Genomic DNA, 11,927 nt, shown 5'->3' with positions numbered 1-11,927 from the left:
CGGACTCAGCGGCCGGCCACGGGCATTGTCAGCAGTTGCAAGCGCTGGGCAATGGCGGCGGCCGGGGCGTCGGGACGGATCTTGCTCCAGCGTTTGTTGGCGACATCGCCGACGATCAACTGGGTCGAGTGCTGCTCCGGCGTCGGCACGATCTGGCCGATGCGACCGAGCACCAGATCCATCTGCGCCTTGTCGCCGGTAAGGAAAAGCCAGTGAGGGTCATCGGCACCCTGCTTCAAGGTGTAAGCCTTGAGCACCGCCGGCGTGTCGCGCAGCGGATCACTGGTAAGGGAAATGAAAGTGATGCCGTCGGCCTTGTCGCCCAGCAGCTCGCGGACTTCCTTGAGCTTGCGGGTGATCAGCGGACAGGCGTCGTTGCAACTGGTGAAGATCACGTTGAGCAGCACCACGCGGTTTTGCAGCGCGTCACTGTAGAAACGCTGGGTGACGCCGTGTTGATCCAGCAACGGCGTGTCGGTGAACCAGGTTTTCGCGTCATGAGTACCTTTGGCCGGCGCGGCGGCCACCGTCGCCGGGGCCTCGGGCGCGTGGCCTTCGTGGGCAAAGGCCACGTTGCCGAGAATCCAGAAGCACACAGTCAGGCTGATCCAGTCGAGCATTCTCATGGCTGTTGCTCCATGGCAATCGCGGTGTGTTTGGCGTGGGTGCGCAGGCCGCTGAGTTTTTCCACTTCCTTGGCCAGCAACGCCGGGTCGGTGAAACCGTAGTAGCGCATCCAGTGGCGGCTGTTGCCGTCACCGACGAGGATCAGCGGCTGGTGGTTCTTGAAGTCACCGCTGAAACTACCGAGGCCCTTGAGCGTGGCGTTGATCGACTGCGGCGAACCGGTCAGCCAGCTCCAGCCCGGCCCACGCTGGAAAGAGCGGGCGTAATCCAGCAGGCGTTTCGGGTCGTCGCGCTGCGGGTCGATGCTGATCGACACCAGTTGCACTTCGCCGCCGACCCGCGAACCCAGCTGTTTCTGCACCTTGCCCATGATCGACGAGACCACCGGGCAAACCGTGGTGCAGCTGGTGTAGATGAAACTCATGACGACGATTTTGTTGTGCACCAGATCCTGTTCCAGGCGCACGGTCTTGCCGTTCTGGTCGAGCAGCGGCACGTCGACGAATTTGACCTGGGTGTGTTCCTGGGTGCTGGCGGCCGGTGCCTTGTGCCCCGCGTGTTCGTCCGCCGAATGGGCTCGGGCCTGATGGATGCCGGCGGCCAACAGGCACAAGGTCAGCAGGCCGGATGATGCGAATCGGTTCATGGCGTTGTCCTCGTCACTGAGTCTGACCGGGCAGCACCCGGACACTGGCAAATGTCTTGTCGTCGAAACCCGCGCCCAGCGATGCCGCGCGCACATGCAGGTACCAGGCGCCGCTGCGGTCGAGGGTCACCGGGGCTTCGTACACACCATCGGCGACTTCCAGCGCCGCCACCTCTCGGGGTCGCGATGTCGGCGCGAGGAAGTAGCGCAACTGCACGTCTTTCACGCCGCTGCGCTGCACCTTTTGCTTGCCCTCGACGATGCGGAACCGCACCACGTACGGGTCGTTCAGCGCCACGGCGGTCTTGCCCGGCAGGAACTCGACTTTCGGCGGGCCGACGTGTTTTTCAGCCGCGCCGTCGGGCTCCACCTGCGCGCTGAAGCAATGAATGATGTTCGGTTGATTGAGCAGGAACGCCACGTCGAAACGCCCCGCCGTCGGCAGTTTCACCCGGGCGCTGTACAGCCCCGGCGACACCTCGCGCAGACTGCGGTCGACAACCATCGCCGCACGCGCAACCTGCCCACGATTGGGGTAACCGGACATCGGCGCGTTCATGCCTTCGGCGTAGAAATAGGTGGTGTTGTCCACCGGGTTGACCACGAACACCGCGTTGTCATCCCGCGACACGGCAAGGCTCGACGCCAGCGGCAAATCCCCGGCCAGCCGTGGCGGCTGCGGCCCGGCCTCGAAACCCTGGCTGATCGGCTGGCGCCCTTCGCCCAGTGAGGCGAGGTTGATCATGGTGACTTTCGGCGAGGCCAGGCCGCGCACGTAAGCGTAGGCTTTGGTGAACACCACTTGATAGGGTTCGGCGGACACGTCCAGATCATGGATCGCCGCGTCGTTGGCGGCATCGATCACCGTGGCGCGGTTTTCCAGCGTATTGAGCACCACGCCAAAGCGGCCATCGGCGCTGAACCCCATCGGGCCGAGGCCCTGTTGCAGCTTGATCACCCGCCGCACGGTGCGGCTGTTGCTGTCGATCACCGTGACAGTGCCGTCCTTGCCGTCGGCCACGTACACCGCGCCGGACAGCGGCGAATACGCTACCGACAACGGGCTGGAGCCGGTTTTGACCTGTTGCAGCAGACTCAGGCTGGCGATGTCGATGACGCTCAACGTGCCGTCGTCGCGGTTGCTGACGAAGGCAAAGCGGCTGTCCTTGCTGAAGGTGATTTCGTGGTGCCCGCGACCGGTTGCCAGATGCATAAGTGGTTTCAGGCTTTGGGCGTCAATCACGGTGATGCCGGACTCTTCGGCCTTCGCCGCGTTGTTGCCGACCCACAGCAGACGTTCGTCCGGTTGCAGCGCAACCCGCACCGGTTGGCTGCCGGCGGCCACCGAGTCGAGGACTTTGAATTGCTCGCTGTCGATCACCGCCACCTCCCCTGCTGTCGGCATCGACACGAACACCCGTTTGTTGTCCCTGGGCGTGACCCAATCCATCGGCGGTTGCTTGAGTTCGATCCGCGCAAGCGTGCTGGTGATGCCGCCGACCGACACCGACGGATCAATCACCGAAACGCTGGCATCGCGGTTCATCACCAGCAGGAAGTAGCTGTTGAGATCGAGTAGCGGCCGCGCGCCGATGTTGGATTTGAGGAACGTCCCGACCCGGGATTTGCAGCTCTTGTCGCGGCCCTGGACCTGGTCGGCGGCAACGGTTTCGGGATCGATCCACGCCCCCGGCGCCACACCGGACAGCGGCTGGCCGGAGGCGCCATCGGTGACGCGAAACTGCACGTCGGCGAACTCGCCTTCACGCAATTTGCCGTCGCGAGCCAGCGGTTGCAGGTTGAATGCAATCGACACGCCGTCGCGGGTCAGCACCTGCCCGGGCCCGGTTTGCGCCAGGGCAATCTCGCTCAGCGTGAGCAACGCCCCGGCCATCGCCAGCAGGCAGACACCGATGATGTTGATGATCCTGTTCATGTCGCACTCCCCTGCCAAGACATCCCCGACTGCATTCCCGCTATTGGCCCTGAGGTGTCGGCTCAGGCTCGTTCGTCACCCGCAACAACCCCCACAACCCCGCCGTATTGCCAAACGAGGCGTTGTCGCGGAACAGGTAGTCCCCCGCTATCGCATTGGCGCCGCCGGCGCTCGGCAACATGAAGCTGAAGTGCGCCGCCGGCAGCACGCTCTCGCGGGCGCCGATGTACATCGACATCGGGTTGTAGCCGAACTTCACCGAGCCCACGCCGGGGGTGTTCATCGGGTAGCCGCCGACATCGCTCTTTTCCGACTGGAACGGATTGACCGACCACAGGTGCCCGTCGAGCTGGAAGGTCGAGCCACGGCTGCCACCGGTCGGCATCAGGATGTGGGTGCGGAACGGCTGCCCCGGTCTGGCGTAGAACACCGGGGTCTGTGGATCGCCGCCGACCAGAGCGTTGCTGTACGCCATGTGTGCGTTTGGCACGTCGCCGTAACCGTGGCCGTCGGCACGGCCGAACGGTGCATCCGGCGCCAGGCCGAAGCGGTACCACATCGGTTCGGCCTTGTAGTTGATGGCCATGCCGGCGTTGTCCTTCGGATCGTTCGGCACGCCCATACCTTCGGAGGCAATGCCCTCCACCGGCCGGCCATTGGCCCAGCGCAGGTTCAGGGCGCGCTGCCAGACCATCGCAAAATCGCGATAAGCCGTTTGCCCCGCCGCCGTCACCGTGGCGCTGACCTTGCGTGCATCGTCGACCCAGGTGGCGCCCGCCGGCAGGATGCTCATCGCCCCGCCGAGGCCTTTTTGCGGTTGTTTGATCACGTCCGCCGGGGTGAAGTTGAGGCCGCCGAACTCCACGGCTGTGGCGTTGATGTTGTCGACGCTGCGCCCCAATTGGGTGATCGGTTTGCCTTCGCGCTCCAGGTGCCCGGCGTAGTACTGATAGGTACGGGTCGGGTACGCACCGGTGCTACCGACACGCGGTGGCACGGTCTGGATCGGGTTGGCGCCGACGTTCACACCGTCGGATTTGGTGATGTCGTAGGCCAGTAGTTGCGCGTGCAGTCCGACGTGGCTGGACGGCCGCAGCAGGTTGTTGTTGAAGGTGGTCGAACCGTCGCCACCGTTGCGATCACGCTTGACCAGGCCTTGCAGGATCGCGGTCTGCGCCAGGTCCGGCATGACGCTTGGCAGGCGGTTTTCCAGGGTGATGTTGATGCAGTCCCCGGCAGCGGCGCGCAGCACCAGCGGCTCCACCGGAATGCCGGGTTTGAGCTTGCCGGTGGCTGGATCGAGATCCGCCTTGCGCACGTACAGAATGGCGGTCGGGTCATGGATCGGCCCGCTCTGACCACCGATGGTGATGGTTTCGCCATCCTCTGGATCGGTCACCGTCACCTGCGGAATGCTCACTGGCCGCGAGTTGAACACCAGCGTGCCGCCGGCCGGATTCAACGGCCCGCCGACGTGCTGGCCGAGCCCGGCCGAGTCGCCGATGGTCAGCCCCAGCGGGTTGCGCAGGATGTCGTTGGCCAGCGCCGCGACCACTTCATAATTGCGCTGCACGGTGGGTCGGGTGCCGATGCCGTTGGGGTTGGCGCTGATCCGTGGGCAGGTGCCTTCGAATGCCACGGTGTTGCGCATGCCGGTGGGTTTCGGGTTGTTCGGCAGCGCGAACAGGTCGTTGCGTTGCGCGGTGTAGTTGCGCATCACGCCCCAGATGCCGTTCCAGTAGCCTTCGATCGAGGCGTCCATCGAGTACAGATAATCCCCGGTGGTCGCCGCCGAACTCGACAGCATCGACACCGGCGCAATGAAGCCCATCTGCTCGGAGATCCCGACCATCTGCGAAGCGCGCCACCCGGAGTTGGAACTGTTGCCGAACCCGGAGCCGCTCTGCAGCCATTTCACGCCGTGCAGGGTGACGTTGTGCTCTTCCTCGTGGCCGCCGGCATGCACCCGCAGCCGCACGTTATCGCCGGTGTAGGTGCGCAGCATCGGCGTGAACGGGTCACCCGGTTCGGCGCCACCCTTGTTGATGTGCGGTGGGAACAGCGTGGTGCCGCCAGTAGGCCCGGTGGCCGAACTGATCTGGTTCGGTGCCAGGTTCAGCGCCGGGATCGCCCGATCGGTGCGGCTCTGCATGGCGTACGCCAGGTCACCGCCGAGGCCGTCGGCCTGCATGCCGCGCTTGCCGTCCGGGCCGACCTTGTTCGGGTCGAACACCCGCAGGCCCAGCGGTTCGTTACGGTAGTTGACGACGAACATGCCGGGGTCATCCACGGAAATCGCCTGTGGGCATGGCCGGCTCGGGCAACCCGGTTTGATCCCGCCGCGCGCCTCGACCACCGCTTCGAGCAGGTTGCCGGCGTTGTTGCGCACCGGCGGGTTGATCGCAAAGCGGAAGCTGTCGGCCGTGGCCGGGAACGCCTGCGCATTCGGGATGCCGTTCGGCCCGGCGCCCACATACACCCCGGCCTCATAGGCGTGCTGGAAGTCGCTGTACTCCAGGAAAAACTCGCGGAAGCTGTCGTTCAAACCGTCGCCGTCGAGGTCGCCGGTGTTGATCACCGCTTGCCACGACGTCGGCCCGCCGTCCTGCCGGGCGCCGCTGTACAAAGGCTCGCCGGTTTCGGCGTGGAACCAGGTGGAACCGGCCGGTTCAGCCAATACGGTGGCGTAGAGGCCGATTTGTTGGTGCGTCGATGGGCCGAGGTGGTCGTGGGTGAAGATGGTGCCCAGGCCGCGATCCACGCCTTTGCTGTTGATCACCGGGTCGACGAACCAGCGCTGCATCGCCGTGCGTGCGCCCATCCAGTCGCTGCGTCCGTACTGACCGAAGAATGGGTGCGCCTTGGCTTTCGGGCACGCGGGAGTGCCGTCGCGCGGGTCGGTGCCGGCGCACTGGTTGAACTCGCGGATCGCATGCACACGTTCCTGTACGGCGCCGGGGGAAAGCACGCCGTCCTCGTAGTTCCAGCCGTTGGAGGAACCGTCCGCCGCCGTCAGGTCCCACTTCGGCAGGTGAATGTGCTGGCCGATCACGTCGGTCGGGGTGCGCACCTGATAATCGTCCATCTCGTAGACGGCCGGCACCAGGTTGGTTTGCTGGTATTGCACGCAGTCGAAGGTGTTCATGCGCATCACCAGCGGCTCTGGCGGACGCTGCTTGGTGATCACCGGCCAGGCGTCTTCCCACAGCGCCAGGATGCGCGCCTGCGGGAAGTGATAACCGACCTTGTTGTACACCGCGTCGAACTGGATGTTGGCGGCTTTGTAGACCCGTGGCCGGTCGGCGGTGAAGGTCGAGGCGCCGACGAAGGACATGCCATCGAGACGCTCGCCGCTGTTGAATTCGCCTGTACCGGCGCTGCTGGTCAAACGTTTCTGACGGTCATCCATGCACGGTTCGTAGTAAGGCGCACCAGCAATCGGCAAGGCACCATTGGTGCGGAAGGCCTTGGCCACCACTTGATTGCCTGGCAGCAAGGCGAAGCTTGGGTGATCCTTTTTCGCGTGGAAAGCCATCGCCGCCTGTTCGACTTCGGTGCCCTCTTCGGGCAGATAAATCGGTTTGGCGCGGGTGACTTCCTTGGAGAAATCCAGCGACGTGGTCACGGTGAGCGCTTCGCCACCAGCAGACTTTCCGTCCAGTGCATGACGCGGCAAACCACCGTCCCAACCGCCGGATTGCGTCGGGTCGAGGTTGGCCCACAGCGCCTTGCCGCTGGCTTTGAGCGATTGCGCGGTGGCGGCGTCGAGCATGTCCAGCGGTGGGGTCGGCGGACGTTGCCCGACCGAACTTTCCATGCCGCCGATCCAGAACGGATAGCCGGGATTTTTCAGGCTGCCGTCGGCGTTGCGGTTGGCTTCGCTGCGATCCACCAGGGCCAGAGAACCAACAGCCTGAGCGCCAGCGTTGCCGCCGTGGTGATCATCGTCGCCCTCTTCTTCCTCATCGTCGTCATCGCTGGCGGCAACCATCGTTTCGCCGATTTTCGGCACCACCACAACCTTGCCCGGCATCGGCGCCATGGCTTTGCCCGGCAGCGGCACGATGGCGGGGATTGGCGTGCCGGCAATGATTTCGCCGTCCGGCAAGGCGCGGGCACCGGCGGCGGGTTTACCACTGCGCAGCGCATAGGGTTCGCTGTGGAAACCATCGGCACCCTGCTGGGAAACCTCCAGTCGGGTGCCCTCTTCAAACACATCGTGCACCCGCCACATGGCCCACATGCCTTGGGCAAAGTGCGGATAGAAGTGGCAATGGTAAATCGCATCGCCCGCCACCCGGTTGCGATTGCCCGAGCCGCCATTGGCGATTTCATAGGTGTAGCCAGCCCCCGGTCCGATGCCCTGAGCGTCGACGTAATCGGAGTTGTCATCGTTGGGATTGAACAGCCACTGGTGACCGTGCAAGTGGAAGATGTGGTGCTCGTAACCGTTATGGGTGTTGCGGAATTTGACGAAGTCACCGATGTAGCTGTGGGCGACGTTCGATGGTTCAGACGGATACAGGGCCATGGTCGCTTTCACGCCGACCTGATCGGCACGTGGCGTCTGGCCGGGGGCGATGTTCTCAAGCCCGGTGTTGGCCGGCACGTCCACCAGCATCGCCACGTCGCCGACGGTGTGCGAGCTGAGGAAGAATTCTTCGTAGGCGCAGGACAGGCAATCGTGCATCGGCCCCACGCCCAAACGGTTGGCGATCACTTCGGCGCCCATGCCGCCGGCACCGTAGTTGATCATGAACGAGTCGCGGGTCGGCTCCAGCACATGGCCCATCACCGGGTCGGCAAAGTACGCCGGGAACGCCTGGGTGACGGCGGTTTCGTCCTGGAACTGCGCGGCGAAATCGCGGAACGGCTCCAGCCGGTTGGGCAGCGCCGGGTTGCGTTTGCCCACCGATTCCAGTGGATAGGTGATCGGCGGAAAGCTGCCGTCGGGGTTGCTGCCCATGACGATGGCATCGCTTTCGCTGGAGATGATTTCGCTGCCGTCGACCATGCTGATGATCGGCGTGCCGGCCTTGCCTTCGCGCAGCCACGGCTCGCGTTGCGGGTAGCGGGCCTGGTAATCGACGATGGGATGTCCGGCGGGGGTGCGGCCAGTGCTGGCCAGGCGCATGTCTTCTTCAGTGAGGGTGTTGCGGTAAGTGCGGCCGCCCTTGGGCACGACCACCACTTGGGCAAACAGACCATTGGCATTGTTGCCGGCCGCGCCCTCCCCGCCGAACGTCGCGCCACGGCTGCTGACATCGAACGCCCCTTCGCGCTCGGCGTACAACAGATAGGAACGGCTGGCACCGGGGGCGACCAGACTGTTGGCGTTGCGCCCGGTGAACGAGGCGATGTCATCGATGCTGTTCACCGCTTGCAGGCCGTTGACCTGGAAACCGACATGCCGGTCGGCGACTTGCTCGTCGGCCTTGAAGGCTTCGCCGACGTTAGCGTTTTCCTCTTCACCCTCAGGCTCGGAGTGATGGTTCGGGTTGGCCTGATACGCCAGAAGATTTTGCAGGTTGATCGTCAGGCAGTCCCCCGCCGCCACGCGCAGCACCAGCGGCCGTGGACGCTTGTCCGGGCGCAGCGACACTTTGCCCGGCACCGCCGAACCGCCCTGTGCCAGTGACCGGTCGTGGTCATCGACCACGTCGCGGCGCAAGGCGAACATCATGCCGTTGACGTTCTGCGCACCGAGGCGGTTGAACATCAGCGGCTGATCGAAGGCCACGACGTTGGCCACCAGATTGCGTTCGCAGCGCACGGCGGCACTGGCCAGTTCGACGCTGAGCATCGAGGCCAGCAACAGCAGCCAGTTCAACAGGGACGGTGCGTGGTGAATGCCAACCATGATCGGAAACCTCGTAGTGGGTGCTCACAGGGAATGATTCTCGACAAAGCCCTCAGAGCAATCCGCATGCCACAAAAAATCGTGTTGCTGTTCAATCAGTTACAGAAATCATTTGAGAATCCGGGGGAAATTCCCCACCCGTTTCCCCGTTTTTCCGACCCGGCGGATTTGCCCCGAAAGTGGGGAAAACCGGGTTGAAGCTTTACAACGGCGCGTCCGCCGCCAGCCCCTGCAAACGCCGGTACTGGCGCAGGACGCTGGGGACATAACGCTGGGTTTCGGCAAACGGCGGGATCACCCGGCCACGGCTGAGCACCGCGTCGGGGCCGGCGTTGTAGGCCGCCACGGCGAGCGCGATATCGTTGTCGAACAGGGTCATCAGGCGCTTGAGATACCGGGCCCCACCCTGGATGTTGGCCCTGGGGTCGTAGACGTCGGTCACCCCCAGTTCCCGGGCGGTGTCGGGCATCAGTTGCATCAGCCCGCCGGCGCCTTTGGGCGAGGTGGCGCCGGGGTTGTAGTTCGACTCGGCGTTGATCACCGCGTGCAGCAAGGCTTCGGGCAAGTGATTGGCCGTGGCCGCCGCCGACACCAGTTCCGCGTAGGGCTGGTTGGCGATCAATTGCGGTTGCCGGTCAAGGCTGACCACGGGCATTTGTGCCTCGTGAATCACCCGTTCGTAGGTGCGTCCGGGGCGGTGGACGTTGGACAGCACGTAGCTGCCCTTGGCGTCCACGGAGACAAACACATCGGCCTCGGCGATGCCGGTCAACAGCATGCAGCCAAGCAGTCCTGCGCAGATTGGATTGAGCATTGGGCCTCCCCTGACAGGCCCCGAAAAATTGGGGGAAATGCCCCACTGACCTGTCGTGAATCAGCCGTACGCAAGCACTGTGCCGACTCTCGAGAAGCCCGTATTTCAAGGGCTTCAGCCCGCACGCAGGATTTATCGGGGGCTGAGCATGGCAATTGCATAAGCCCTCAGGCGACTCGGCTGCCACTCACCGGAGGTCATCATGAAGCTGCATGTTCGTCCGCGCGCCCAACAGGGTTTCACCCTGCTCGAATTGCTCGTGGTGCTGGTAGTGCTCGGCCTGCTGGCCGGGATCGTCGCGCCCAAATATTTCGCCCAGTTGGGGCGCTCCGAAGTGAAAGTCGCCAAGGCGCAGATCGAAGGCCTGGGCAAGGCACTGGACTTGTATCGGCTGGAAGTCGGCCACTACCCGTCCACCGAACAGGGCTTGCAGGCGCTGGTGACCGCGCCGAGCGACGAGGCGAAATGGACCGGCCCGTACTTGCAGAAAAAACTGCCGCAGGACCCGTGGGGCCGTAACTACACCTACCGCTACCCCGGTGAAAACGCCGAGTACGACTTGCTGTCAATGGGCAAGGACGGCCAGCCCGGCGGCGAAGGCGAAAACGCCGAAGTCACCAACTGGCAATGAGCGGAGCACAGGGCATGCGTTTTCATCTGAAGGCAGTGGGCAAGGCCGGCGTGGTGTCGCTGAACATCGAGGCGCCCGGTCACAGCGAAGCGCGGCGCATCGCCGAGGATCAGGGCTTGCGCGTGGTCAGCCTGCACGCCGAACGGCACTGGCGTTCGCTGCGCCTGAGCCAGCGTGAAACCTTCAACCTGGTGCTGTTCAGCCAGGAGCTGACCACGTTGCTCAACGCCGGCCTGCCGCTGATCGATGCACTGGAAAGCCTGGCGGAAAAAGAAACCGCGCCCGCCGCCCGAAAAACCCTGACTGAGCTGGTGCGGCTGCTGTACGAAGGCAAATCGTTCTCCCAGGCGTTGGCCCAGCTATCGGCGGTTTTCCCGCCGCTGTACGTGGCGCTGGTGCAGTCCAGCGAGAAGACCGGCGCGGTCGGCGATGCGCTGGGTCGTTATGTCAGCTATCGCCAACGCATGGACGAGGTGCGGCAGAAGATCGTCAGCGCCTCGATCTACCCGCTGCTGTTGCTGGTGGTCGGCGGTGGCGTGGTGCTGTTTTTGATGGGCTACGTGGTGCCGCGCTTCAGTCTGGTGTTCGAAGGACTGGGCTCGAACCTGCCGTGGCTGTCGCAGATTCTGATGAGCAGCGGGATGTTTTTGCACGCACATCAGGGTGAGTTTTTCGGGATTCTGGCGGCGATCATCACCGCCCTCGCCGTGTTGCAGAAACAACCGGCGTTTCGCCGTGGGCTGGATCGGCTGGTGGAAAAACTCCCCGCCGTGCACCAGCGGATCTTCATGTATGAGCTGGCGCGGTTTTACCGATCACTGGGGATTCTGCTGCAAGGCGGGATTCCGCTGGTGACCGCCATGGGCATGGTGCGCGGCCTGCTTACCGTAGCCTCGCGGGCGCGACTCGACCAGGCCTGCGAACGAGTGCGCGAAGGACAGTCATTGTCCACCGCGCTGGAGCTCAATCGGCTGGTGACGCCCGTGTCCCTGCGCCTGCTGCGCGCCGGCGAGCAGTCCGGCAACCTCGGGCAAATGATGGAACGCAGCGCCGATTTCTATGACGAGGAAATCAGCCGCTGGATCGAGTGGTTCGTGCGGCTGTTCGAACCGCTGCTCATGACCTTCATCGGCCTGTTGATCGGGGTGATCGTGATCCTGATGTACATCCCGATCTTCGAACTCGCTTCAAGCATTCACTGACCCCGGGAACGGGTCGACTCAAGCGCAACACTGCACATCCAGGTTCCCAATCAAGACAACAAAGACGGAGAACGATATGCACATTCAAAAGCTCATGCTCGCAATGGCCATCAGCGCAGTCCTGTCGGCGTCTACCGTATTGATCCCGGACAACCTGTCCGGGGTGTCCAGCGTTCAGGCCAAGGAAGGTGGCAGTGGGGGTGGAGGAAGC

The 11,927-nt window shown here is 63.9% G+C and carries 7 protein-coding genes; 2 read left to right on the top strand and 5 right to left on the bottom strand.

The window, feature by feature from the left end:
- Nucleotides 1–5: 5 nt before the first annotated feature.
- The 5 genes from AC3WRD_RS27105 to AC3WRD_RS27085 all read right to left on the bottom strand — a co-directional run bounded on the left by AC3WRD_RS27105 (nucleotide 6) and on the right by AC3WRD_RS27085 (nucleotide 9,883).
- The gene (locus tag AC3WRD_RS27105) at nucleotides 6–626 is read right to left on the bottom strand and encodes an SCO family protein (protein WP_102622374.1); all 621 of its coding nucleotides are present in this window, start codon (nucleotides 624–626) and stop codon (nucleotides 6–8) included.
- The gene (locus tag AC3WRD_RS27100; protein ID WP_102622373.1) at nucleotides 623–1,273 is read right to left on the bottom strand and encodes an SCO family protein; all 651 of its coding nucleotides are present in this window, start codon (nucleotides 1,271–1,273) and stop codon (nucleotides 623–625) included. Before AC3WRD_RS27100 ends, AC3WRD_RS27105 begins: the two co-directional genes overlap by 4 nt.
- Nucleotides 1,274–1,286: 13 nt before the next feature.
- Nucleotides 1,287–3,209: a YncE family protein gene (locus AC3WRD_RS27095; protein WP_102622372.1), complete on the bottom strand. Its 1,923-nt coding sequence runs from the start codon at nucleotides 3,207–3,209 to the stop codon at nucleotides 1,287–1,289.
- 40 nt (nucleotides 3,210–3,249) lie between these two features.
- A complete protein-coding gene (gene mnxG, locus AC3WRD_RS27090) occupies nucleotides 3,250–9,069 on the bottom strand; it encodes a manganese-oxidizing multicopper oxidase MnxG (protein WP_102622371.1) in 5,820 nt (1,939 codons plus the stop codon).
- A 202-nt stretch (nucleotides 9,070–9,271) separates the two neighbouring features.
- On the bottom strand, nucleotides 9,272–9,883 hold the full coding sequence (locus tag AC3WRD_RS27085) for a lytic transglycosylase domain-containing protein (protein ID WP_102622370.1): 612 nt from the start codon (nucleotides 9,881–9,883) through the stop codon (nucleotides 9,272–9,274).
- 202 nt (nucleotides 9,884–10,085) lie between these two features.
- Here AC3WRD_RS27085 and gspG point away from each other — a divergent pair, with 202 nt between their 5' ends.
- The gene (gspG, locus tag AC3WRD_RS27080; RefSeq protein ID WP_102622369.1) at nucleotides 10,086–10,514 is read left to right on the top strand and encodes a type II secretion system major pseudopilin GspG; all 429 of its coding nucleotides are present in this window, start codon (nucleotides 10,086–10,088) and stop codon (nucleotides 10,512–10,514) included.
- A 14-nt stretch (nucleotides 10,515–10,528) separates the two neighbouring features.
- Nucleotides 10,529–11,716: a type II secretion system F family protein gene (locus AC3WRD_RS27075; RefSeq protein WP_096821308.1), complete on the top strand. Its 1,188-nt coding sequence runs from the start codon at nucleotides 10,529–10,531 to the stop codon at nucleotides 11,714–11,716.
- Nucleotides 11,717–11,927 lie beyond the last annotated feature (211 nt).

It is taken from the genome of Pseudomonas sp. FW215-R2, assembly GCF_058789255.1.
The sequence above is the reverse complement of the archived record's forward strand: the minus strand, read 5'-3'. Positions and strand labels throughout refer to the sequence as shown.